At 58.7% G+C, this 21,817-nt stretch carries 23 protein-coding genes and 1 pseudogene; 10 read left to right on the top strand and 14 right to left on the bottom strand.

Going from position 1 to position 21,817, the window contains the following annotated elements; all coding sequences use genetic code 11:
* Positions 1–3: 3 nt before the first annotated feature.
* Positions 4–1,494: a DUF1254 domain-containing protein gene (locus ACZZ0D_RS12110; protein WP_463553359.1), complete on the top strand. Its 1,491-nt coding sequence runs from the start codon at positions 4–6 to the stop codon at positions 1,492–1,494.
* A gap of 130 nt (positions 1,495–1,624) precedes the next feature.
* Positions 1,625–1,918 (top strand): annotated as a pseudogene (locus ACZZ0D_RS12105) (LysR family transcriptional regulator); the annotation flags it as partial.
* An 87-nt stretch (positions 1,919–2,005) separates the two neighbouring features.
* Here ACZZ0D_RS12105 and ACZZ0D_RS12100 read toward each other — a convergent pair.
* The 3 genes from ACZZ0D_RS12100 to ACZZ0D_RS12090 form a co-directional block, all read right to left on the bottom strand.
* Entirely contained in the window at positions 2,006–2,533 is a 528-nt protein-coding gene (locus ACZZ0D_RS12100) for a GNAT family N-acetyltransferase (protein ID WP_463553358.1), read from the bottom strand.
* Positions 2,534–2,661: 128 nt separating this feature from the next.
* Positions 2,662–4,281, bottom strand: coding sequence for a methyl-accepting chemotaxis protein (locus tag ACZZ0D_RS12095; protein ID WP_463553357.1), 1,620 nt, complete (start codon positions 4,279–4,281; stop codon positions 2,662–2,664).
* Positions 4,278–4,481: a hypothetical protein gene (locus tag ACZZ0D_RS12090; RefSeq protein WP_463553356.1), complete on the bottom strand. Its 204-nt coding sequence runs from the start codon at positions 4,479–4,481 to the stop codon at positions 4,278–4,280. Before ACZZ0D_RS12090 ends, ACZZ0D_RS12095 begins: the two co-directional genes overlap by 4 nt.
* 78 nt (positions 4,482–4,559) lie before the next feature.
* Between ACZZ0D_RS12090 and ACZZ0D_RS12085 the strand changes: the two genes are divergently transcribed.
* Entirely contained in the window at positions 4,560–5,072 is a 513-nt protein-coding gene (locus ACZZ0D_RS12085; RefSeq protein ID WP_463553355.1) for a macro domain-containing protein, read from the top strand.
* Positions 5,073–5,174: 102 nt separating this feature from the next.
* Complete coding sequence (ppk2, locus tag ACZZ0D_RS12080) at positions 5,175–6,344, top strand: polyphosphate kinase 2 (protein WP_400748735.1); 1,170 nt, start codon at positions 5,175–5,177, stop codon at positions 6,342–6,344.
* A gap of 78 nt (positions 6,345–6,422) precedes the next feature.
* Here ppk2 and ACZZ0D_RS12075 read toward each other — a convergent pair whose 3' ends face one another.
* The 6 genes from ACZZ0D_RS12075 to ACZZ0D_RS12050 all read right to left on the bottom strand — a co-directional run bounded on the left by ACZZ0D_RS12075 (position 6,423) and on the right by ACZZ0D_RS12050 (position 14,417).
* Positions 6,423–7,748, bottom strand: a complete 1,326-nt coding sequence (locus ACZZ0D_RS12075) for an LLM class flavin-dependent oxidoreductase (RefSeq protein WP_463553354.1) — start codon at positions 7,746–7,748, stop codon at positions 6,423–6,425.
* 7 nt (positions 7,749–7,755) lie between these two features.
* Positions 7,756–10,110: a TonB-dependent receptor gene (locus tag ACZZ0D_RS12070; protein ID WP_463553352.1), complete on the bottom strand. Its 2,355-nt coding sequence runs from the start codon at positions 10,108–10,110 to the stop codon at positions 7,756–7,758.
* 129 nt (positions 10,111–10,239) lie between these two features.
* Positions 10,240–11,313 carry an AraC family transcriptional regulator gene (locus tag ACZZ0D_RS12065; RefSeq protein ID WP_212546034.1) on the bottom strand — a complete coding sequence of 358 codons (1,074 nt, stop codon included), beginning with the start codon at positions 11,311–11,313 and terminating at the stop codon, positions 10,240–10,242.
* 42 nt (positions 11,314–11,355) lie between these two features.
* Positions 11,356–11,973 carry a glutathione S-transferase C-terminal domain-containing protein gene (locus ACZZ0D_RS12060; RefSeq protein ID WP_400644403.1) on the bottom strand — a complete coding sequence of 206 codons (618 nt, stop codon included), beginning with the start codon at positions 11,971–11,973 and terminating at the stop codon, positions 11,356–11,358.
* 14 nt (positions 11,974–11,987) lie between these two features.
* Positions 11,988–13,025: an ABC transporter substrate-binding protein gene (locus tag ACZZ0D_RS12055; RefSeq protein ID WP_426620480.1), complete on the bottom strand. Its 1,038-nt coding sequence runs from the start codon at positions 13,023–13,025 to the stop codon at positions 11,988–11,990.
* Between the two features lie 945 nt (positions 13,026–13,970).
* Positions 13,971–14,417: a low affinity iron permease family protein gene (locus ACZZ0D_RS12050; RefSeq protein ID WP_246542000.1), complete on the bottom strand. Its 447-nt coding sequence runs from the start codon at positions 14,415–14,417 to the stop codon at positions 13,971–13,973.
* Positions 14,418–14,663: 246 nt separating this feature from the next.
* Between ACZZ0D_RS12050 and ACZZ0D_RS12045 the strand changes: the two genes are divergently transcribed.
* From ACZZ0D_RS12045 to ACZZ0D_RS12030, 4 genes are all read left to right on the top strand, one after another.
* Positions 14,664–15,227 carry a hypothetical protein gene (locus tag ACZZ0D_RS12045; protein WP_401237647.1) on the top strand — a complete coding sequence of 188 codons (564 nt, stop codon included), beginning with the start codon at positions 14,664–14,666 and terminating at the stop codon, positions 15,225–15,227.
* Positions 15,227–15,655 carry a phage holin family protein gene (locus ACZZ0D_RS12040; RefSeq protein WP_159811416.1) on the top strand — a complete coding sequence of 143 codons (429 nt, stop codon included), beginning with the start codon at positions 15,227–15,229 and terminating at the stop codon, positions 15,653–15,655. Before ACZZ0D_RS12045 ends, ACZZ0D_RS12040 begins: the two co-directional genes overlap by 1 nt.
* Entirely contained in the window at positions 15,652–16,476 is an 825-nt protein-coding gene (locus tag ACZZ0D_RS12035) for a DUF3618 domain-containing protein (protein ID WP_463553351.1), read from the top strand. Before ACZZ0D_RS12040 ends, ACZZ0D_RS12035 begins: the two co-directional genes overlap by 4 nt.
* 90 nt (positions 16,477–16,566) lie before the next feature.
* Positions 16,567–17,496 (top strand): ZIP family metal transporter, encoded by a 930-nt coding sequence (locus tag ACZZ0D_RS12030; protein ID WP_053120443.1) that lies wholly within the window; start codon positions 16,567–16,569, stop codon positions 17,494–17,496.
* Between the two features lie 6 nt (positions 17,497–17,502).
* Here ACZZ0D_RS12030 and ACZZ0D_RS12025 read toward each other — a convergent pair whose 3' ends face one another.
* From ACZZ0D_RS12025 to ACZZ0D_RS12010, 4 genes are all read right to left on the bottom strand, one after another.
* Positions 17,503–18,231, bottom strand: coding sequence for an NAD-dependent epimerase/dehydratase family protein (locus tag ACZZ0D_RS12025; protein ID WP_463553350.1), 729 nt, complete (start codon positions 18,229–18,231; stop codon positions 17,503–17,505).
* Positions 18,232–18,306: 75 nt separating this feature from the next.
* Positions 18,307–18,699 carry a GFA family protein gene (locus ACZZ0D_RS12020; protein ID WP_463553349.1) on the bottom strand — a complete coding sequence of 131 codons (393 nt, stop codon included), beginning with the start codon at positions 18,697–18,699 and terminating at the stop codon, positions 18,307–18,309.
* 33 nt (positions 18,700–18,732) lie between these two features.
* Positions 18,733–18,981 carry a DUF6555 family protein gene (locus tag ACZZ0D_RS12015; RefSeq protein WP_159811412.1) on the bottom strand — a complete coding sequence of 83 codons (249 nt, stop codon included), beginning with the start codon at positions 18,979–18,981 and terminating at the stop codon, positions 18,733–18,735.
* Between the two features lie 184 nt (positions 18,982–19,165).
* On the bottom strand, positions 19,166–20,389 hold the full coding sequence (locus ACZZ0D_RS12010; RefSeq protein ID WP_053119670.1) for a zinc-dependent alcohol dehydrogenase: 1,224 nt from the start codon (positions 20,387–20,389) through the stop codon (positions 19,166–19,168).
* A gap of 187 nt (positions 20,390–20,576) precedes the next feature.
* Here ACZZ0D_RS12010 and ACZZ0D_RS12005 point away from each other — a divergent pair, with 187 nt between their 5' ends.
* Entirely contained in the window at positions 20,577–21,278 is a 702-nt protein-coding gene (locus ACZZ0D_RS12005) for a glycosyltransferase family 2 protein (protein ID WP_400748705.1), read from the top strand.
* Positions 21,279–21,302: 24 nt separating this feature from the next.
* Positions 21,303–21,548: a hypothetical protein gene (locus ACZZ0D_RS12000; protein ID WP_053119674.1), complete on the top strand. Its 246-nt coding sequence runs from the start codon at positions 21,303–21,305 to the stop codon at positions 21,546–21,548.
* Here ACZZ0D_RS12000 and ACZZ0D_RS11995 read toward each other — a convergent pair.
* Positions 21,539–21,796 carry a hypothetical protein gene (locus tag ACZZ0D_RS11995; RefSeq protein WP_212546024.1) on the bottom strand — a complete coding sequence of 86 codons (258 nt, stop codon included), beginning with the start codon at positions 21,794–21,796 and terminating at the stop codon, positions 21,539–21,541. The genes ACZZ0D_RS12000 and ACZZ0D_RS11995 overlap by 10 nt on opposite strands.
* Positions 21,797–21,817: the final 21 nt, after the last annotated feature.

Below are 21,817 nucleotides of genomic sequence, written 5' to 3'. Positions count from 1 at the left end.
ACGATGAACACGTTAGCAAAATCACTGACAGCGCTGAGCCTGGCCGTATCGATCAGCGCCAGCGCCCAGGCCGCCAGCCATTACCAGCAATTGGCCGACCTGCCGTTCGCTGGCGGTTACCCGACGCTCGAAGGCGTGGCGCAGCTGCAAAACGAATTGCTCTTCCAGCGCGCCGTGCAGTCGTACATCTGGGCTCTGCCGGCGTTGAACATGTACGCCATGAAAGAGGGCTCGGAGAAAGCTTTCGGCGCCGGTTACAACGTGCTGCCGATCTGGAAGGATCGCCTCAACGCCAAGACCCGCGTGACCACGCCCAACTCCGACGTGATCTACGCCATGGGCTATCTGGATCTCAAGCAGGACGGCCCGATGGTGATCGAAGTGCCGCCGGGTTTGCAGGGCATTCTGGATGACTTCTTCCAGCGGCCGATTTGCTCCGAGGGCCAGATTGAGGGTCGCCAGTGGTGTGGCGATGTCGGTCTGCCGGGGCCGGACAAAGGGCAGGGCGCCAAGTACCTGGTGCTGCCGCCGGATTTCAAGGGCGAGGTACCGCCGGGCTATCTGACGTATCGCTCGCGAACGTACGGCGTGTTCGTGTTCTGGCGTGGCTTCTTCAAAGATCCTAAACAGCTCGATGCGCCGGTCGCGGTCATGGAGAAAACCCGTATCTATCCGTTGGGTAAACAGGCCACGGCCAAAGCGATGGTGTTCCCCAACGCCTCGAACACCCCGGTCAACATGCTGTACCCCACCGATGGCAGCGCTTTCGACATGCTGTCGCGGTTTATCGAACACGAATACGTCGACCCGCAGGACATGGAAATGCGCGGAATGCTCGCCGCACTGGGCATCATCAAGGGCAAGCCGTTCCAGCCCGACAAGGCCAGCCGTGATCTGCTCGACAAAGCGGCGAAAACCGCCAGCAAGATCGGCCATGCGATCTCTTACACGCCGCAGACGATTGTCGCCAACGGCACGTGGTACCCGGATCGCAAGTGGCTGAACGTATTCCCCGGCAACGCCACGTTTACCGCCGACACGTTCAACTACATCGACCCGCGCACCGGCTTCTTCACCAACGCCTATTCCGCCAGCCCGGGCATGGCCGTGAACATGGAAAACGTCGGCGCCAAGTACCCGGCCACGTTCGTCGATGCCAAGGGTGAATTCCTTTCCGGCAGCAACAGCTACACGCTGAACCTGCCCAAAGGTATTCCCGCAGCATTGTTCTGGTCGGTCACCGCGTACGACTCGATAACCGCGTCCGGCCTGGACAACGGCCAGCCGTTTCCATCGATCAATACCATGGACAAACCGGTCGCCAATGCCGATGGTTCGATCGATGTGCATTTCGGCCCGGACTCACCCGGCGCCGGTAAAACCTGGATCAAAACCCTGCCGGGCGAAGGCTATTTCGTGATTCTGCGCCTGTACGGCCCGACCAAAGCGTTCTTCGACAAAGTGTGGAAGCCGGGGGATTTGCACAAGCAATGATTTGAGAGGTTCTTGAGCGGCATGGGAGCCTCAGCGTCCTTATGCCCTCAATACGCTTGCCGACGGCGCCCGTCGCAATGGAAACTTGATCCCCGCAACGTCGCAAGAAATCGTTGAACAGGACACCCCGGTGATCAGAAACATTACGGACATGGATTTACGCCTGCTGCGGATTTTCGCCATCGTGGTTAAGTGCGCTGGTTTCACCGCTGCGCAAGCTGAGCTGAACATGAGTCAGTCGAACATCAGCACGCATATTTCCAGTCTGGAAAAACGTTTGGGCTACCGGATTTGCGAGCGCGGCAAGGGCGGCTTTCGCTTGACCGAAAAAGGTCAGCGGATTCTCAAGGCGTCAGCGGCGCTGTTTGGTGCGGTGGATGCTTTCCGTGATGAAACATCGATAAAAATTCATATGTTTGTAGGCTGGGTTCTGGAATTTCATATGTTTGGAAAAGGCAGCAGAGAAGAACGGCTGACCGTGATCAGCCGTCGTTGGTTGGCAAGGCGCGGGCTAGTCCCATTGCCCTCTGTAAAGCCCATAGCACTTGCATAGCGCAGGCACACCGGAAAGATCCAGTTCGGCGTCATACAAATGCCTTGCGCCCAGCTTGAGCATGGCGTTTTGCGAACGAAGATTATTAGGCGCGACGTGGAAGTAGACGATGTCATACGCCTTGAACGCATGCTCCAGCATCAATCGCTTAAGCTCGCGATTGGCCGGCCCGCCCCATTTCGCCCGCGTCAGAAAGGTGTAACCGATGGCGATTGCGTCAGGCTGGTCGGGCGGCGAGTAGTAGCTCGACATGCCGACGATCTGCCCGGAGGCAATCTCGATGACGGCGAGAGCTTTGCCGCTGGCCAGGCGCGCGGCGAAGTAGGGCGCGAAGACCTGTCGTTGATAGCGATCCGTGGCCGGGTGGCCGGCCCAGATCAGCGGGTCACTCGCCGCCAGCAGCATGCCTTCAAAATCACTGTCGGCGAGTGGTCGCAGTTGCAGCGTGTTGCCGCTTAAATCGGGTTGGTTATCAAAGTCGCGCACTGGACGGGTTTCCTTGTCAGGTGAGTCCTGAGAAAGAAACCAGTCTAGGGCGCGGGCTGATCAAGGAAAGATCCAATGGATCGGTATTTCAGGGAGCCATCGTTAAATGCTCCGGGATTACCAGACCGTCAGAGCGAAAACCGCGCCACCACCCGACTCAGTTCAGTCGCCATTTTCGACAACTCGTTGCTTGCGACCGAGATTTGCTCGGCAGCACTGGTGCTCTGCATCGACAGGTTTCGGATGGTGATCAAATTCTGATCCACCGATTTCGCCACGCACGCTTGCTGTTCGGACGCGGCGGCGATCAGACAGTTGCGCTCATTGATCTCTGAGACCGCGTGAGTAATTTCCGAGATTTCCTGTCCCGCTTCACGTGCGATCGCCAGTGCGGCGATCGCGCCGTTGTTGGTTTCATGCATCGACGACACTGCTTTTTCTGACCCGGCCTGGACGCTGCCGATCATTTGCTCGACTTCCAGCGTCGACACTTGGGTGCGATGCGCCAGTGCCCGCACCTCATCGGCCACCACCGCGAAGCCGCGCCCTTGTTCGCCCGCTCGCGCGGCTTCGATGGCCGCATTCAATGCCAGTAAATTGGTTTGTTCGGCAATGGCATGAATGACATCCAGTACTTTGGCAATGCCTTGGGTTTGCGTGGCGAAATGCTGGATTTGCACGCTGGTGCTCTCCACGGCGCAACTGAGGTTTTCAATCGAGGTGATGGTTTCGGCAACGCGTTCGAGGCCACGGTGGGCGGAGCTTTCGGATTGTTGAGTCGAGTGTGACGCGGCCACGGCATTGCGCGCGACTTCTTCAACCGCTGTGGTCATTTGGTTAACGGCGGTCGCCGCCTGCTCGGTTTCAACACGTTGTTGCTGGATGCCTTCGTTGGATTCTCGAGTGATGGCGTTCATCTCTTCGGCCGAAGACGCCAGCACGGAGGACGACTCCGCGATGCGGTGGATGGTGTCTTTGAGGTTGCAAAGCATCATCGCCGTCGCAGTTTGCAGTTCGCTCAATTCATCTTTACCGGTGACCGCAACCGTGCCGCGCAAGTCGCCTGAAGAGATCTTCTGCGTGGCGAGCAGCAGTTGGCGCAGGGGCGTGACCAGGCTTTTAGTAAAGAAAACCGTGATGACCAAGGCCAAGGTCAGGGCCACGCCGATGATGACAACCGTCGTCGTGTAACCGCGCTCTGCCGAATGCCGAGACACGGCGGTGGAGTGTTCAGTTTCGCTGATCATGAAACGGTTGAGTTTGTCAGCAGACGACAGTACTGCTAACGCGGCCGGGGCACTGACCAAGTTGATGTAATGGCGATAAATCTCTAATGGCGTCGTTTTGTCCATCGCCAGAATAACGTCGACTATTTCAAAGTAGGTATTAACGTTGGCTTCCACGGATTCGAAAATTTTGCGCTCTTCCGGGCTGTTGACCAGTTTCTCGTATCCTTTGACACTGTCGAGTAACTCTTCTTTTTGTACGCGGAGTTTTTCACCGAGTACTTCTTTTTCATTTTTGTCGCTAAGTGCATAAGTCAGAATCCCGACACGCATCTTATACGCGGCAAATTCGATCATATCGGCTTGCTTGATGCCGGGGATGGCATCGCTGGCCAGGCTGTCTATGCCGTCCTGCAACTCGTCTGTCGTCCACAAAGACTGGGCTCCCAATCCGATCAGCAGTAAGCACAGCAAGCCGAAGCTGAGTAAGGTTCGAGGCAAAAGCTTGATGTTTCTTATCATTGCATTCTCCAATAAATATCAATGGGTTTACCAAGCCTCAAATGGTTGGCGGGAGCAATCAGGCGTTCCTGAAAACCCATGAAATTCAGTATTCCGTTAATTGATTTGATCAACACAAGCAGGCTTTTTAAACAACACGCCTGGAACCATGTCAGGCGTGTTGAAACTTGATCTGGATCAAGTTGTGCGGTTTGGCCCATGCCTAGGCTGATGACAGGAAAGTAAGAACGCCGACCGGGTGGCTGAACTCGGGTTAATCATTTAACGAGGCAATGCCTATGATTCGCGAAGTTGAAGGCGATATTTTATTGAGCGACGCCCAAGTGATTGCGCATGGCATCGCGCCCCACGATCCGTTTGATTCCGGGCTGGCGCTCGCCTTGCGTGAACGCTGGCCGTCGCTGGTCGTTGATTACCGTCACGCCGCGCACGCCAAGGCCCATAAGCCGGGAGAGATCTGGTGCTGGGCCGGTGTTGATGAGCAGGGTCATGTGCGCTGTATCGTTAACTTGCTGACGCAGGATTCCCTGCATTCGGGGCATGCAGCCAAACCCGGCAAAGCCACATTGAAAAACGTCAGCCACGCATTGCGCGATCTGGCGAAATACATCGTCAGTGAAAACATCAGAAGTGTCGCGTTGCCGCGCTTGGCAACGGGGGTGGGCGCGCTGGACTGGAGCGAGGTCAAACCGCTGATTGCAAAGTATCTGGGGGATTTGAACGTCGACGTCATTGTTTACAAGGAATACCACAAAGGCGTGAAAGCGCCGGAACAGCTCGGTCAGGCGTAGCGCGCTCAGTCTTTCGCTGCCTCCCTGCAAAAGGACTTTTTGCAGGGAGTAGAGCAGGGCTTGCGGCGTGTTGGAATATCTTTGGTCTTTTAAGGAAATACGATGGTCGACGTGATCACGCCCACTACCGGCAATGGCTCCGCTGCAAAAACTCTTCGCCGGGCGCCGCGTCCTCGGCGTAGTCAGGCCGGTGACGTTGCTCCCACACAAAGTGCTGCGCGACTGGAGCGCTTTGTTGTCGAGGAAGAGACTCAGGCGCGGCAGGCAGCAACCGAGGCCGCGGTGCAGGACATTCTGCAAAAAATCCCCGAGGGTGATACCGACGGGCTGATCAAAACCCTGTGCACATTGATGGCGGGGCTGCCTCCCGACGATGCGGTGGTGTTGCGCAACGTGCTGGTCAGTGAGGAAAACCGTTTGCTGGCCGATCAACGACTGCTGCATCCGGACGATCAATTAGCGCCTGACTGGCGCAAGGGTGGATATCCCTATAAAAACTTGCTGTCGCGGCGCAGTTACGAGCGCGAGAAATATCGTCTGCAAGTTGAGCTGCTCAAGTTGCAGGCCTGGGTCAAGGAGACCGGGCAGAAAGTAGTGGTGTTGTTTGAAGGTCGCGATGCGGCCGGCAAGGGTGGCTCGATCAAACGGTTCATGGAGCATTTGAATCCACGCGGTGCACGGATTGTCGCGCTGGAGAAACCCAGCGAAGTCGAGCGCGGCCAATGGTACTTCCAGCGCTATGTAAAACACTTGCCGACGGCGGGCGAGATCGTGATGTTTGACCGCAGCTGGTACAACCGCGCCGGCGTCGAGCGCGTCATGGGTTTTTGCTCTGACGATGAATACCTCGAGTTTATTCGTCAGGCCCCCGAGTTCGAACGGATGCTGGCGCGCAACAACGTTCACCTGATCAAATTCTGGTTTTCGGTCAGTCGGGAAGAACAGCGTCGGCGTTTTGCAGAGCGCGAAAAACATCCGCTCAAACAGTGGAAGCTCAGCCCCATCGATCTGGCTTCGCTGGACAAGTGGGATGACTACACGAGAGCCAAAGAGGGCATGTTCACGCACACCGATACGGTCGATGCACCATGGACGGTGATCAAGTCCAACTGCAAGAAACGCGCACGGCTCAGCGCCATGCGTTACGTGCTGCACAAGTTGCCGTACGCGGGCAAAGACTTGAAGAATATTGGTTCGCTTGATCCGTTGGTGGTGGGGCGTGCCAATGTTGTTTACGAACAGGGTGAACGGGGATTGCCGATCTCGTTGTAATCGTCTCGGCTAACGGTGGCGTACCGAGTTCACCGCTTCATTCGTGGCGGCGGTGTTCTCGGTACGTGAGCGACCGGCTTAACGCTGGTAACGATTGCCCGGCCGCTGCAATCCCAGATGATCCCGCAGCGTGCTGCCGCTGTACTCAGTGCGGAACAACCCGCGCTGTTGCAGCAACGGCACTACGCCGTCAACGAAGTCATCCAGACCTTCCGGCAGGAACGGCGGCATGATGTTGAAGCCGTCGGCAGCCTGGCCGACGAACCATTCTTCAAGGGTGTCGGCGATGGTTTTCGGCGTGCCGATCACGGTGTGATGGCCGCGCGCGCCGGCGACTTTCAGGTACAACTGGCGAATCGTCAGGTTTTCCCGTCGCGCCAGATCGATGAACAAGGCCTGACGGCTTTGCATCGAATTGCTTTGCGGCAGCTCTGGCAACGGGCCGTCCAGGTCATATTCGGACAGGTCGAAACCACCGGCCATGCCCGCGAGCATCGCCAGTCCAACCCGTGGCTCGACCAGATCCTGTAGCTGTTGGTATTTATCTTCCGCCTCGCTTTGAGTGCGGCCGATTACCGGCGAAATCCCCGGCATGACTTTCAACTGCTCAGGACGGCGGCCGTAGCCGGCGAGGCGACCTTTGACGTCGGCGTAAAAGGCTTGGGCGTTGCTCAGGGGCTGTTGTGCGGTGAACACCACTTCAGCGGTGCGCGCGGCCAAGGCCTTGCCCGGTTCCGAGGAGCCGGCCTGAATCAGCACCGGGTAACCCTGTGGCGTGCGCGGAATGTTCAGCGGCCCGCGCACCCGGTAGTTTTCGCCGTGGTGATTGAGTACATGGAGTTTGTCCGGCTGGAAAAACACGCCGCTGGTTTTGTCGCGGATGAAAGCGTCGTCTTCGAAACTGTCCCACAGGCCGGTGACAACATCGATGAACTCTTCAGCGCGCTGATAACGGTCGCCGTGTTCGAAATGCTTGTCGCGGCCAAAATTCAGCGCTTCCAGATCGGTCGCCGAGGTCACCAGATTCCAGCCACTGCGCCCGCCGCTCAAGTGATCGAGGGAGGCGAACTTGCGCGCCAGTAAATAGGGTTCGTTGTAGCTGGTAGAGACCGTCGACACCAGGCCGATACGCTCGGTCACTGCTGCCAGACCCGAGAGCAGCACCAGTGGATCGAAGACATCGCCAGCGGTGGTGAACTGGCCCAGTTCCGGCGAGCCCATCAAGGCCAGGTTGTCGGCGAAAAATATAGCATCGAACTTGCCGCGCTCGGCGGTGGTGGCGAGGTTTTTGAAGTGCTGGAAATCCAGTCCGCCGCCGGCCCAGGCACGCGGATGGCGCCAGGCGGCGAGGTGGTGGCCGCTGCTCATGAGAAACGCGCCCAGGCTCATTTTTGCTGTTGTCATAGTGTCCTCAGAAGTCATAGCGCAAGGTCAGGCCGGCAGTGCGCGGCTGGCCTGGCGAGGCGGTGTAAAGACCGTTGGAACCACTGCCAACAGCCAGGTAATACTCACGATCGAAGGCGTTTTTCACCCACAGCGAGGCGTCCAGCAAACCGTCGCCGTAGTCCATGCGCGCGCCGACCGAGAAGTTGGCGAGGCCGTAGCCGTCGATCTTCGCCAGGTCGGAGTTGTCGAGGGTACCTTCGCTCTCGGAGCGATAGGCATAGCTGCCGGTGGCGTAAGGTTCGATGCGGTCAATGCGCGGCCACTTGTATTCGCCGTTGATGTTGCCGATCCAGCGCGAGGCGCCAGCCACACGCTGGCCACTGAGGTCGCAGTTGGTCTGGCCGGGGTTTTCCGAGGGGCAGGGCGCGTCTTTGAACGACAAATACGTGACGTCGTTGAACGAGCCGTTGACGTTCAGCGTCAGCCCGCGCACCGGCACGGTGGTGGCCTCAAATTCGAGTCCGCGTGAGCGCACGGTGCCGGCGTTAGTCAGCAATTGGTAGCCGGTCAACGAGCCCGGCGGCTGGTAGTAAGTGGTGGCTTGATAGCCGTTCACGCCCGTCCAGAATACGTTCGCGTTGAGTTGCAAACGCTGGTCGAACAGCTGACTTTTGATCCCCAGTTCCGCATCGTTCGCCCGCTCGGGGCCGACCAGCAATGACTCAGCGCCAGCGCTCGGTGCCGAGCCGACCGCAAGGTTGACGCCGCCGGATTTTTCGCCGTGGGACAACGAGGTGTAGCCCAACACATCGTCGCTGAAGTGGTAGCTCAAACTGGCCAGAAACGACGGTGCGGCGTTGTACAGGTGCAGGTCACCGGTGTCGTAGGCGCCGACCTGGCCGGCGCGGATCGCGTTGCCATCGACCACGCCCGGGATCACCACTGGCGTGCCGCCACCCTCAGGGGCGAAGCGCTTGACGTTGGCTTCTTTTTCTTCGTAAGTGCCACGGATGCCGGCGCTAAAATCGAGGCGGTGGGTCAGGTGCCAGGTGCCTTGGGCAAAAAGCGCGTAGCTCTCGGTGTCGATCTTGCCGTTGACCTTGCTGCTGACGTTGTTCAGCGCATTGAGATTGGCGCCGATCAGGTTGAGATCCGCCAGCGGCCCGAGGTCGGTGAAGATGCGGTTGCCGAGGTCTTGCTTGAACGCGTAGGCGCCAACCACGTAATCAAAGAACTCGCCTTTAGGCGAAGCCAGGCGCACTTCCTGCGAGAACTGCCGGTCGTGGACTTCGTAGCCGAAGTCGTTGATCACCGGGACTTCCAGTTGGTCGGCGTCGTTGGCCGGGTTGAAGTGCCAGCTGCGATAAGCACTGATCGAGGTCAGCGTGTAGCCGCCGGCGAGGTTCCAGTTGGCTTCGACGGAACTGGCGTTCTGGTGCACGCTGACGTTCTGGCGGCCATCGATGTTGCTCTCGCCCACCTGCGGATTCGCGCCAACGAGTGCCGCGCGGCGCCAGAACACGGGCCCCGCGCCGTAAATCACGCTGCTGCCGCTGCTGGAGTTTTCGCTGTTGTATTCGTTGATCCAGCGCAGGCTGAAATCGTCGTTGGGTTTGAACAGCAATTGCCCACGCAAACCTTCGCGCTCACCACCGAGCAGCGTGCGGTCGTCGTGGCGATTGTTCAGGTAGCCGTCATCGCGGGTGCGATAGAACGACAGGCGACCGGCGAGGGTGTCGGTCAACGGCCCGGACACCGTACCTTTGCCCTGAAAGTAGCCGTCCTGCCCACCCGACACTTCGAGGCTGCGCTCGGGGGTGAACGTCGGGCCACGGGTGGTGATGTTGAGCACGCCCGCCGTGGTGTTTTTGCCGAACAACGTGCCTTGCGGCCCGCGCAGCAATTCCAGTTGCTCAACGTCGAGCATGTCGAACGCGGCCATGCCGGGACGGCCGAGATAGACGTTATCCAGGTAAATCCCGGCGCTGCCTTCGAGGCCATCGCTGGCCGGGTTGTTGCCGATCCCGCGCACGGCAAAACTGGAAACCCGCGCATGGACATAAGCGACGTTGACGCTCGGCAAGGCCTGTTGCAGATCCTGAATCTTGTAGATGCGCTGGGTTTCCAGGTTGGCACCGCTGAGCGTGGTGATCGGCGTCGGTACGTCTTGCGACTGTTCTTCGCGACGGCGCGCGGTCACGGTGACCTGTTCAAGCCGTGGCGTCGAGTTGTCGGCTTGAGTTGCCGTCGGTGTGGACGCTTCGGGCTCATCGGCGGCGAAGCTCTGGGTCGAGCAGAGGACACCGGGCAGCGCCAGCCATAAGGAAAAGCTCAGGGGCTTGAGGCGATGGGCCGTGGTGGCCGAGTAACGTAAAAGCATGGACGCAGAGCTCCTTTTTTTGCCGCGCGACGCAATCGGTCGGGCTCGGTAGGAGTGCCATGCTAGAGCGTGTGAAGGAGAGAAAAGGGGCCTGCGCGGACAACCTATGGTTCGCCGCAGACAAGTGACTCAAACCGCGATCGACAGTGCTCGCTCAGCCGCGAAAACAGTGGGCCGTGGCACGTAACGTTGAGGTTGCAACGGCACATCATCACGCCGCCATTTGCCGGGACTTTCGCCGGTCCAGCGACGGAACGCGCGATTGAAACTGCTCGGCTCATTGAAGCCCAGTCGATAGCAGATTTCGTTGATCGAGCAGTCGGTCTGGCGCAGGTAACTGAACGCCAGTTGTCGCCGGCAATCGTCGAGCAACGCCTTGAAACTGCTGTCGTGTTTGAGCAAGTGCCGATGCAGATTGCGCACGCTCATGCCGAGCTCGTCTGCGACACGACTTTGCTGAACTTCACCCAGAGGCAAGTAACGAATAATCGCCGCGCGCACCCGCTCCGGCAGATTCAGGCGTCGTTGCCGTTCGAGGTAGTCGTTGAGCACGCCATCGAGTCCTTGGGCCACGGCGTGATTGGCCGTGGTCAGCGGCGCATCCAGCCAGCGGTTGCTGTATTCGATGGCATTTTCGCCGGCGTCGAAGCGGATCGGGCAACCGAGCAAACGTGTCCAGCGCAGCGGATCTTGTGGGGCAGGGCGGGCCAGGCGCACGCCGTGCACGATCGGCAAATCCACCCAGGTTTGCCGGGTGAAGCGCACCGCGCAGGCAATCGACGCTTCGGTGGCGATCTGCTCCACCTCGGCGCCGTCGGCCACGCCGTAAACCATGCGCGTGGTGTGCGGCCCGCGCACCAGACTCATTGCCGCCGACGTGGTGATCACCGGGGCGTAACGCACGCCCCGTTGCAACGCTTCAATCACCGTCGAACTGCTTTGCGCGGCGAAAAACAACCCGTGAAAATCGGTCGGATAACTGTGCTGCGCCACTTGCAGACCAAAACATTCGTCAGCACTGATGCGCCGCGCCGCCCGCCAGAATGCGCTCATGGCGGGGAGGGCGATGCGCTGATCAGGGTCATGCAGATGACAACGGCTGATACCGGCCTCGCTCAGCAGCGGGGCGGCGTCGATGCCCTGTGCTTCCAGCGTGCGGGCGATGACCTGGGCCCAGGTGGCAATGGTATCGGTGCTTGGCATGGTGGTTCTCCGGCGTGTTCGGTTATCCGTCCTCGGGGTGATTCAGGCGAGGCCTTCGGCGGCCAAGGTCTGCACCACTGATTCCCGCGCGCGGAAGCGACCGAGTGCGGCCTGCAGCGCAGGGAAATCGTTGAGCACACCGACGCGAGCGCTCCAGCCGAGGAACACGCCGAGGTAGGCGTCCGCCACGGTGAAACGATCACCGACCAGATACTCGGTTTGCGCCAGTCGTGCTTCGATCGGTTTCAGTGCGTTGCTCAGTTGTTCCAGCGCACGCTGGCGAATGCCGGGGAATGCGCTTTCGTCAGCGCTGTAACGCTCTGGGCGGTTGATCGGGCGAAACGCGCCGACGTGGATCTCGGTCGCCACGTAACCGAGCCAGCCTTGAATCTGCGCTCGCTCGACCGAACCTGCCGGTGCGAATAATTCTGTGCCGGGTTTGAGGTCGGCGAGGTACGGCAGGATCGCGGTGTTTTCGGTAAGCAGCGTCTGGTTATCCAGCAACAGCGCTGGTACACGGCCGGTCGGGTTGATCTGGCGATACGGCGAGTTCGGGTCGCCAAGGGTCACGCGCTCGACGTTGATCGGCAGTTGCAATTCGTGGATCACGACATGGGCAGCGAACGAGCAGGCACCGGGGAAAATGAACAACGTGGTCATGGAGAGTCCTTGTTTTAGCGGCTGGCTTGTGGGGTTTGCGAAGCGGTGTCGGTGTGTTGCAGGGCAGCCTCGATGAAGCGCGGCTCGGCCCAGGTTTTCACTTCAAAACCTTTGCGGATCAGTTTCGCCTGGAGCGCCAGATCGACGCTGCGCTGCAAGTTGTCGAGGAACGGCGCGTCGAGCTGCGGGGCGAAAATCTTTACCAGCGATTGGTCTTTGGCATCGGTGGTGAGGATGTCTGCGGGGAAGCTGGCGAGTTTTGAAACCAGGTTGATGTAGTCCTGTTTGTGGTCGTCGTTGCGCAGCCAGGTGATGGCGGGTTGTTGCGCCTTGATCAGGCGCGCGACCAGTTCTGGATGTGCGTCGACGAAGGCGCCACGGCCTAACAGCACGGCTTGCATGCTGCCGGCGCCATCGAGGTCGACGGTGGTCAGCGGCAATTCGGCGAGGCCGCGTGCCTTCAGCGCAATCACGCCGGCGCCCGACCAGGTCGCGTCGATTTGCTTGGCGGCGAGTGCCGCGTTGGCGGCGTTGTAGTCGAGGTTGACGACTTTGTAGTCGCTCTCTTTCAAGCCTTGGTGCGCGAGTGCCGAGGCAAACGAAAGTTGCGTGGCGGTGCCTCGGAAGATAGCGACGCGTTTGCCTTTCAGCGCTTCGAGGGTGGTGATGCCCGAGCCCGGCTGTACGGCGAGATAGAGTTTGACGTCACGGGCCGTCGCACTGAGCAAACGCGTGTCGAGACCACCAGCCTTGCCGATGATCGCCGGCAAGTCGCCGAGGTAAGCGAAGTCTTCCTGGTTGTTGGCCAAGGCCTCATTGATCGCCGGCCCCGCACCTTTGAAGAAGTCCCAACGAATCTTGATGCCGTCCTTTTCGAACTCCTTTTCCAGGGTTTGTCGGTCGCGTAACACATCGACAATCCCGGCGCCGCTGGGCGTCGGCCCGGCGCTGATGTCAGGCACGGCGATACGGATTTCCTTGACCGTATCGGCCAGCGTCAGACTGGAAACGAGTAAAGCGGCGAGGGTAAGCGCGGCTTTCGGAAGGGAAATTCTGCTAAACGACGTCGTTCGACTCACACGGATGCTCCTGCAAATTCCAGCGAGGTGCCGGATCGAAGGCGCAGGTATAGCGGCGTACACACGCAGAAATAAAATAATTAAAAATGTGCTGGTTAGTCGCTTTGGGCATATGAGCGACAGCGCATAGCTTGGGACAGCAATGCCTTTCAGGCATAAAAACTATGCCGAGCCAAATCCCCCTCAGACACCCGTTGTTCACTGTAGGAGCCGAGCGTGCTCGCGAAAGCGTCAGCCCAGGCAATGCAGTGTTGAATGACCCACCGCCTTCGCGAGCAAGCCCGCTCCCACAAGTTTTTTGTAGTACACAAAACCCCGAGCACACCCCAACCCCCCTGTGGGAGCCCACAAAATCCCTGTAGGAGTGAGCCTGCTCGCGAAGCGTCAGCTCAGGTAACGCATTGTTGAATGACCCACCGCTTTCGCGAGCAAGCCCGCTCCCACAGGTTTTTTGTAGTACACAAAACCCCGAGCACACCCCAACCCCCCTGTGGGAGCCCACAAAATCCCTGTAGGAGTGAGCCTGCTCGCGAAGGCGTCAGCTCAGGTAACGCATTGTTGAATGACCCACCGCTTTCGCGAGCGAGCCCGCTCCCACAGGTTTCTTTGTCGCCCACAAAATTCCGGAGCACACCCCAAATCCTTGTGGGAGCGAGCTTGCTCGCGAAAGCGTCAGTTCAGGCAATGCATAGTTGAATGACCCACCGCTTTCGCGAGCAAGCTCTACTCCTACAAGTTTTTCTGCCATACACAAAACCCCCGGCACGCCACACCCCCCCCTGTGGGAGCGGGCTTGCTCGCGAAGGCGTCAGCTCAGGCAATGCATTGTTAAATGACTCACCGCTTTCGCGAGCAAGCCCGTTCCCACAGTTCGTAATGTCATGCACACATTCCGGGGCGCGCTTCAAAACCGCTGCGTCAGCGTTGCGTCTCACCCGGCTCCACTTCGGCGGCGGCAGCTTTGACAGGCACTCCATCAACAAACGCTTCATGCGCTTCAGGATCGAGATTGACCTGGTGACGCTCACCCAGCGAGCTATAGCGATCGCGCAGTTTGCGCAGATCCCGTGAACCCATTTTATCCAGCCCCAACGTCGCATTCTGCGCCGCCGTGGTCGCGCGAATCAGTTCATCAATCTTCAGATGTAAAATGTCGTTGTCGCGGTTTTGTGTGTTCTGGATCAGAAACACCATCAGGAAGGTGATGATGGTGGTCGACGTATTGATGATCAGTTGCCACGTATCGTTGTAGTGAAAGTACGGCCCGGTCAGTCCCCAAACCCCAATCAAGACGATCGCGAGGAGAAAAGTTTTCGAGCTGCCGGCCCAGTTTGATAGGCCTTGGCAGAAACGTGCAAAAGTCATGAGTGCGAGCTCTCGTTGAATGTAACGAGTCTGACCGCAGCCAGTTCTTGAAATTCTTTTTTACATTTAGACCGCTCGTCGCCATGTTTGCGCGCGACCGTCGCTGCTGGAAAACCTTCTTGCAGGTCGCCCATCATCCTCTTTGAACTCTGCGTCAAACTCCCCCGTCCTCTGCAGTGAGGGGCTCAGGGCAATCCTTGCTGCGCAGTCCCGTTAAACGTTTTCATTCAGAAGGCGAGGGACGACATGAATACTTCAGACAGCAGAGCAGGATCTCAGACCGGCGATCCGGCAGGCAGCAAGCCTGAGCACGACTTTGAGCATTTAAAGGAAGAGGTCACCGAGGCGTTGGGCGGCGCGAGGCATCAAGCCGATGCGCAGTTTGGCCAATATCGCGACACCGCCGCCGATCAGATCGAGGCATTGGCGCAAGGTGCGAAAAGCTTTGTGTCGGAACTGGAGGACAAGGACTCACTGGGCATGTCCGACTACCTCAGCGACATGGCGGAGTCGATGACGGGGCTGGCCGGCAATCTTCGCGGCAAAAGTGCCGAACAGCTCTTGCACGATGCGGCGGATCTGGCGCGCAGCAATCCCGCGCTGTTCATTGCAGGGAGCATTGCCGTGGGGTTCGGATTATCGCGATTCCTCAAGGCCGGCACGGGCGCGGCGGTCACCGTCAGCGCCCAACACGATCCGGCAGCAGGCAGTTCCTCCATGCCGCCATCAGACGGTTATGGCGCCCATCGGCCTTATGAAACGTCGCCCGCACCGACCCCCGTTGCGCCAGTCGCGAAAGGAGAACTGTGATGAACAGAGACGATCCGGATCTGCCGGGCACAAGACCTCTTGCGCAACCTGACGACGCTTCAGTCGTCGGTCTGCTTCGACAGCTGTCCCGCGAAGTGCCCGCGTTATTCACCAAGGAACTGGCCTTGGCCAAGGCCGAACTGCAAACCAGCCTCACCACGCTGAAGGCCGGCATTGCAGCAGTGGCGGGCGGTGCAATCGTTTTTCTGGCGGGTTTCATCATCCTGCTGATGTCGGCGGTCTACGCTTTGAGCCTGTTCATGGCGCCGTGGCTGGCAGCGTTGATCGTCGGTGTTGTGGTGATGATCATCGGCTTCGCCATGTTGCAAACCGGCAAGAAACAATTCGAGCCGTCCCATTTCAAACCTGACCGGACGCTGGACGCTCTGAACAAAGATCAGGAAGCGCTGCGGAGGAAAGTCTCATGAATACTGAACTGGATATCGAATCGCAAAAAAGTCCCGAGCAGATCGAACGGGAAATCGACGCGCAGCGCGCCAGCATCGGCAACATCGTCGACCAGCTGGAAAGCAAGTTCACCCCCGGTCAGATGTTCGACCAGGCTTGGGGCCTGATGCAAAACAACGGCTCGACGTTTATCACTAACCTCGGCACCAGCGTGCGCAACAACCCCGTGCCTGCGGTGCTGACCTCGGTGGGTCTGTTGTGGCTGATGATGAGCCAGAACCGGCCGCCGGTGCCGCAACCCGTCTATCGAACCGGGCCCGATCAGGACAAGGCCGGGGAATGGGCGGATGGTTTGGCGGACGGTATCGACAGTGCGCGCGACCATTTGCACCAGACGGCCGATTCGCTGAAAGAAGGTTACCAATCGCTGAAAGGCAAAGCCGCACACTTGGGCGACAACGTTGGTGCCGCCAGTGAGAACCTCAGCCATGCGATGCACGATGCCGGTGATCGGTTAGCGCGCAACTCACAGGTATTGGGTCAGCAGTTCAATCAACTGCTCAAGGAACAACCCCTGGTGGTCGCCGCCGCCGGCATCGCTCTGGGCGCCTTGCTCGGTGCCGCGTTGCCAACCACCAGCACCGAGCAGCGCATGATGGGGCGCACCAGCGCCGGGCTGGTCGACAAGGTGAAAAAACAGGCGCAGGAAGGCTACGAAGCGGTTCGCGATACCGTGACGAAAACCACTGAACAAGAGGCTGTCGCCGCCCGTTCAGACTCCTCGCCTGCAACATCGTCGCCCCCGTCCGCCGATCTTTCCCAAGGCTTGGGCACCTCCTGATCGCGGAGAACCGGAGGCCCGCAATGGGCCTCCTTGCCGGGGCCAATGATCGTCGCTTGATCAGTGAAAACACATTGAATGGTGGGAATGATGTCCGAACCTGCAACGCCTTCCGAAACGTCTTCACGAAACTGGTTTAGCCATCTCACAAACGCTGGCTGGGGAGGTCGCGCCTTCTGGCTAGCGCTGGCGTGCGTGGCTGTTTTGTTGATGGTCAGCGGCTATGGCGCATTTGTCGGCGCCAACAAGGCGAATCTTTATTTTGCTTTTCTGGGCGGACTGTCCGGATTTGGCGCCACCGCATTAGGGGCGGTGGTGGCGATAGCGTTGCGCGACATCGCTGCGCGTACCCAGGACATCATGCTTGGGTTCGCGGCCGGCATGATGCTTGCCGCCAGTTCTTTTTCGCTGATTCTGCCGGGCATCGAAGCGGCACAGGCCTTGTGCGGCAATCAGTTGCTGGCGGCTTGTGTGGTGGTGGCCGGGTTGGCGCTGGGCGTGGCGCTAATGGTCGGACTGGATCGCTTCGTGCCGCACGAACACGAAAAAAGCGGTCGGCGCGGGCCTGAAGCGAAGCGCATCAATCGAGTCTGGCTGTTTGTATTGGCAATCACTCTGCACAACCTGCCGGAAGGCATGGCGATTGGTGTGAGTTTCGCCAACGGCGACATGCAGGTGGGTCTGCCGCTGACAACCGCCATTGCCATTCAGGATATTCCCGAGGGGCTGGCGGTTGCGCTGGCACTACGTGTAACGGGGCTTTCGGCACTGCGAGCGGCGCTGATCGCCGTCGCTTCAGGGCTGATGGAACCCATCGGCGCCATCGTCGGTTTGGGCGTTTCCAGCAGCTTCGCGTTGGGGTATCCGATCGCTCTCGGTCTGGCGGCTGGCGCGATGATTTTTGTGGTGTCCCATGAAGTCATTCCAGAGACCCATCGCAATGGTCACGAGACGCCCGCGACCCTTGGATTGATGCTTGGTTTTGGAGTGATGATGTTTCTCGATACGGCGTTGGGTTAACGCGCGTTATTTGCCCTCAAGAATCTTGAAGGCATCATCCAGCGGCGCATAGCCGACGACTTTTCGCGTTTCATCAATCGAAAGGCGCTTGTATCGATTGTCCGAAACGCCATGGACAACGTGGAATCCGTTCAGCTCGGCATCCGCGCAATCGCGCAGCAATGCGACGACGTCCCGCACACTGATAAACGCCGCAACGTCCCTGTGGCTGTGCGCTTCACCCGGGTGAAACTCGTTTACGTTGGCAATGCGCACGGCGACGGTGGTCATCGCACCGTCGTTGGCATGCAGCGATGCCAGTGCTTCGCCGAACGCTTTGCCGACCCCGTAAAGATTGCCGGGCCGGGGCGCCATGCTTTCGTGGACTTGTACATCCTTGGGGTAGCCTTCGATGGCCTGAGCGCTGCTGGCGAAGATGAAGCGCTTGCAGCCTTGCGTCTTCGCGGCGAGCAGCATGTTGTAGGTGCCGACGATATTCACTGGCAGGACGGAGGTCATGAAATCCGCGTCCGGATTCGGATCGGCCGCCAGGTGAATGACGGTGTCGATGCCTTCGCAGGCTTCATGGCAACGGGATAAATCGGTGATGTCGAGGGCGAAACGTTCGCTGGAATCGGCAAGTTTTGATACGTCTATATCGGCTAAGCGCAGAACCAGTTCATCGCCATACGCTTTGTAGAAGGCGCTGCCGATCTTGCCGGCAGCACCCGTGACTAATATTTTTCGTGCGCTCATGTCCGTATGTCCTCAGGGTGAGATTCCATTCTGGTTCTCGACCGACCGATGAGTACCATCCTTCTTCGCTTCCAATCAAGGTGTTTGCCAAACCCCACCCTCGGCGACAGGCACTTCGTCCAGATCGTAAGGGTTGACCCCTTCGAGGCAGCCGACATTGAAGCCGAACTCTTGCGGATTTGTACTGCGTCGGTGGTGCGTGTAGATCCCGCAGTTGCCACAGAAAAAATGCTCGGCTACGTGCTTGCCGAATTGGTAGGTCCGGAGCGCCGATTCGCCCCGGATGACCTTTAAGTCCACCGCCGGAACCGCTGCCACGACCGCGCCTTTGCGTTTGCAAAACGAACAATCGCAACGGTGCGGGGCCGGGAGACCCTCAGGCAAGTGCAGCTCAAGAATCACCGCGCCACAGTGGCAGCTGGCGCGGTGATCGACGCGGATGTGTGTGTTGCCGATTTGTTTAAGCATCGCAGTCCACCCCTCGGGTCTGCCGCATTAAGCTCAAGCCTCTGTCCAGTCCACGGTCGCCGTTTCACGCCACTTCACCTCCGTGACGCCGAATCGCTCGGCCTGAGGCTTGGATACGACTTTCAATGGCGGCTTGCCCGGTTTCGGAATCGGCGCGATGCCGGCATCACAACTCGCCCAATGCCAGGCATCGGCATTGCGCATGGTTTTCGCGCGTATGACGAAAGACTTCGGCTGCCCGTGAAGCTTGTATTCAATGACGAAAATGTCTGTCTGGCTCATGAGTTACTCCTTACGCTCATACGCCAATGAGTGGTGTCGAGAGAAAAAAATTCCAAGAATTTTTACGATGCGAACGACGCGGATAACAGCGCCGCGAAATCAACGCAAACTGCTTAAAAAAAGGAACCAGAGGACTCGCAAAAACTCTGAATCCTCTGCTCCTTTTTTAGCCGCTGAATGAAGCTTACGTAGCCAGAACCGCAACGCCGTCATCGAGCTCGGGCAAGGCAATGTGGCTGTCGCCTGGCGTCAGAATGACCTTGCGGCAATCCTCCTCACGTTTATCGAAAATCCTGTAGCCCTCGGCAGCCTGTTCGAGCGACATGCGATGGCTGATGATCACATCAGGGGAGAGCCGGCCTGTTTCGATGTGTCCGAGCAGTTCCGGGAGGAAACGATGAACGTGGGTCTGGCCCATTTTGAATGTCAGGCCTTTGTCAAACGCGTCGCCGAACAGAAAGCCATGAATGAACCCCGAGTAAACGCCCGGGACACTGACAATGCCACCGCGTCGCACGGCGGCGATGCACTGGCGCAAGGCTTTGCCGCTGCTGCCTTCGAGTTTGAGGGTGGCGAGGACGGTTTCGGTGGTGCTGCCTTTCGCTTCAAAACCCACCGCATCCACAGCACCGTCAACGCCACGCATGCCCTTGGTCTGGCGGATGATGGTGTCGGCGGGGTCATCGTCCTCATCAAAATTGATCGGGATCACGCCATAGGTTTTCTGCGCATAGGCGAGGCGATAGGGGTGGTGATCGACCATGAAAATCTGCTCGGCGCCGAGCATCCGCGCACACGCCGCGCTCAACAGACCCACCGGGCCGGCGCCATAGATCGCCAGGCTTGAACCCGGCCCGATGTCTGCATTGGTGACCGCCTGCCAAGCGGTGGGCAAGATGTCGGAAAGGAACAAAACCTTCTCGTCCGACAGGGTGCCCGGCACCTTGAACGGCCCGGTGTTGGCTTTGGGGACGCGCACGTATTCTGCCTGGCCGCCGGGCACGCCACCGTACATATGGCTGTATCCAAACAGCGCCGCTCCGGAAGGAATGGCTTTTTTATTGAGGATCGCGCCACGGCCGGTGTTGGTGGTTTCGCAAGCGGCGAACAAATCCATCTGACAGAAAAAGCAGCTGCCACAGGCAATCACAAAAGGGATCACCACGCGGTCGCCCGGCTGCACGGCAGTCACCGCTGACCCCGTCTCTTCAACGATGCCCATGAACTCATGGCCGAAAATATCGCCGTGCTCGACGGTGGGAATTTTGCCGCGATACAGATGCAGGTCGGAGCCGCAGATCGCTGTGGCGGTCACGCGCAGGATGATGTCGTCGCTTTGCTCGATAACCGGATCAGGAACCGTGTCGACCTTGACGCTGTGCGCGCCGTGATAAGTGAGTGCTCTCATGACGTCTTACCCGCTTCAGCTGGATGGTAAGCGGGAGAGGAGGAACGGCGAACGTAAGTTCATAGATTCAAGGACACAAATGACTGGCGGTCGCCAACGCGGCCACTTGTGCGATTTTTTAAACCTAATGGCTTAGCCACCGGTCGACTGCAGGAGCCTGTAACTCTGATAGTCGGAGGTAGCGTTAATGATCGGTGTCGTGATCCCTGCACATAATGAAGAGCGCCATATCAGGGCCTGTCTTGAGTCGGTTCTGTTCGCGGCGCAACATCCTGCATTGGCGGGCCAGTCGGTCTCGGTAGTGGTCGTCCTCGACGATTGCACCGACCACACCGGGCGGATCGTTTCAGCGCTGGGCGTGAGCACGATCGTGGCCTCTTTTCAGAACGTGGGAAAGGCCCGAGCCACCGGCGCAGAGCACTTGCTGGCCGCCGGCGCGAAATGGCTTGCCTTCACCGATGCCGACACCGCCGTGCCCGCCGATTGGCTGGCACGGCAGATTGAATTCAAAGCCGATGCCGTCTGTGGCACCGTCGAGGTGGACAGCTGGAACGAGCACGGTGAGTCGGTTCGCTCAAAGTACCTGGAGCATTATCAGTTCATCGAAAACCATCGGCACATCCACGGTGCCAATCTCGGCTTGAGTGCCGAGGCCTACCGCAACGCGGGTGGATTCCAGCATCTCACTGCCCACGAAGACGTCCATCTGGTGGGTGATCTCACGCGGATTGGTGCTCATATCGTCTGGACGGCGACAAATCCGGTGATCACCAGCGCTCGCAAGGATTACAAGTGTCGCGGCGGATTTGGTGAGTACCTGGCCAATTTGAGTACGTCACTGGCCGTGCCTGTGCTTGATCAACAAGTCAGTACCGGTGTTTCTCTTTGACGCGAATGTAGGCGGGAGCGGAAATTGCAGTACATCGATTGGATGCAGTGGCCGGCCATGGTCATTACGGTAGCCTCTGCCTGGTTTATCGGATCGCAACGAGCCTACCGGCGAATGATCGCTTTCTGGGGATTCATCCTCAGCAATGCGCTCTGGGTGATTTGGGGGCTGCACGCCGACGCCTACGCGCTGATACTCCTTGAGTGCATCCTTTTGGGGATGAATGCCCGAGGCTTCAAGAAGAATTTCGACGGCCACCGTCAATCTTGAGCTTGTTGGTTTTCCTTGCCCTTCGCGTTTTTCCTCAGCCCGCGAAGGTTCATCAGAAACAGACAAATCTGCAAAACGATCAACGCGTACGCCCCGGCATAGGCGCCCCAAATCACCCACAACACATTGCTCAGGCTAAAGCAGATAAAGCCGAACATTCGCCTTGCCGGTCGCTGCGATCCAATCAGCCATGCGGCGAGAACGGTCACAACCATCGCTGGCCATTGCACCCAATCCAGATAAGCCAAAATATCCTCCTGGCACAGTAC

Source organism: Pseudomonas sp. AC193, from assembly GCF_979258075.1.
This window is presented reverse-complemented; position numbering and strand designations above follow the sequence as displayed.

Coding starts and splice junctions, on each gene's coding strand:
- ACZZ0D_RS12110 (WP_463553359.1), top strand. CDS start 4: ATGAACACGTTAGCAAAATCACTGACAGCGCTGAGCCTGGCCGTATCG.
- ACZZ0D_RS12095 (WP_463553357.1), bottom strand. CDS start 4,281: ATGATAAGAAACATCAAGCTTTTGCCTCGAACCTTACTCAGCTTCGGC.
- ACZZ0D_RS12090 (WP_463553356.1), bottom strand. CDS start 4,481: ATGGGCCAAACCGCACAACTTGATCCAGATCAAGTTTCAACACGCCTG.
- ACZZ0D_RS12085 (WP_463553355.1), top strand. CDS start 4,560: ATGATTCGCGAAGTTGAAGGCGATATTTTATTGAGCGACGCCCAAGTG.
- ppk2 (WP_400748735.1), top strand. CDS start 5,175: ATGGTCGACGTGATCACGCCCACTACCGGCAATGGCTCCGCTGCAAAA.
- ACZZ0D_RS12075 (WP_463553354.1), bottom strand. CDS start 7,748: ATGACAACAGCAAAAATGAGCCTGGGCGCGTTTCTCATGAGCAGCGGC.
- ACZZ0D_RS12070 (WP_463553352.1), bottom strand. CDS start 10,110: ATGCTTTTACGTTACTCGGCCACCACGGCCCATCGCCTCAAGCCCCTG.
- ACZZ0D_RS12065 (WP_212546034.1), bottom strand. CDS start 11,313: ATGCCAAGCACCGATACCATTGCCACCTGGGCCCAGGTCATCGCCCGC.
- ACZZ0D_RS12060 (WP_400644403.1), bottom strand. CDS start 11,973: ATGACCACGTTGTTCATTTTCCCCGGTGCCTGCTCGTTCGCTGCCCAT.
- ACZZ0D_RS12050 (WP_246542000.1), bottom strand. CDS start 14,417: ATGACTTTTGCACGTTTCTGCCAAGGCCTATCAAACTGGGCCGGCAGC.
- ACZZ0D_RS12045 (WP_401237647.1), top strand. CDS start 14,664: ATGAATACTTCAGACAGCAGAGCAGGATCTCAGACCGGCGATCCGGCA.
- ACZZ0D_RS12040 (WP_159811416.1), top strand. CDS start 15,227: ATGAACAGAGACGATCCGGATCTGCCGGGCACAAGACCTCTTGCGCAA.
- ACZZ0D_RS12035 (WP_463553351.1), top strand. CDS start 15,652: ATGAATACTGAACTGGATATCGAATCGCAAAAAAGTCCCGAGCAGATC.
- ACZZ0D_RS12030 (WP_053120443.1), top strand. CDS start 16,567: ATGTCCGAACCTGCAACGCCTTCCGAAACGTCTTCACGAAACTGGTTT.
- ACZZ0D_RS12025 (WP_463553350.1), bottom strand. CDS start 18,231: ATGAGCGCACGAAAAATATTAGTCACGGGTGCTGCCGGCAAGATCGGC.
- ACZZ0D_RS12020 (WP_463553349.1), bottom strand. CDS start 18,699: ATGCTTAAACAAATCGGCAACACACACATCCGCGTCGATCACCGCGCC.
- ACZZ0D_RS12015 (WP_159811412.1), bottom strand. CDS start 18,981: ATGAGCCAGACAGACATTTTCGTCATTGAATACAAGCTTCACGGGCAG.
- ACZZ0D_RS12010 (WP_053119670.1), bottom strand. CDS start 20,389: ATGAGAGCACTCACTTATCACGGCGCGCACAGCGTCAAGGTCGACACG.
- ACZZ0D_RS12005 (WP_400748705.1), top strand. CDS start 20,577: ATGATCGGTGTCGTGATCCCTGCACATAATGAAGAGCGCCATATCAGG.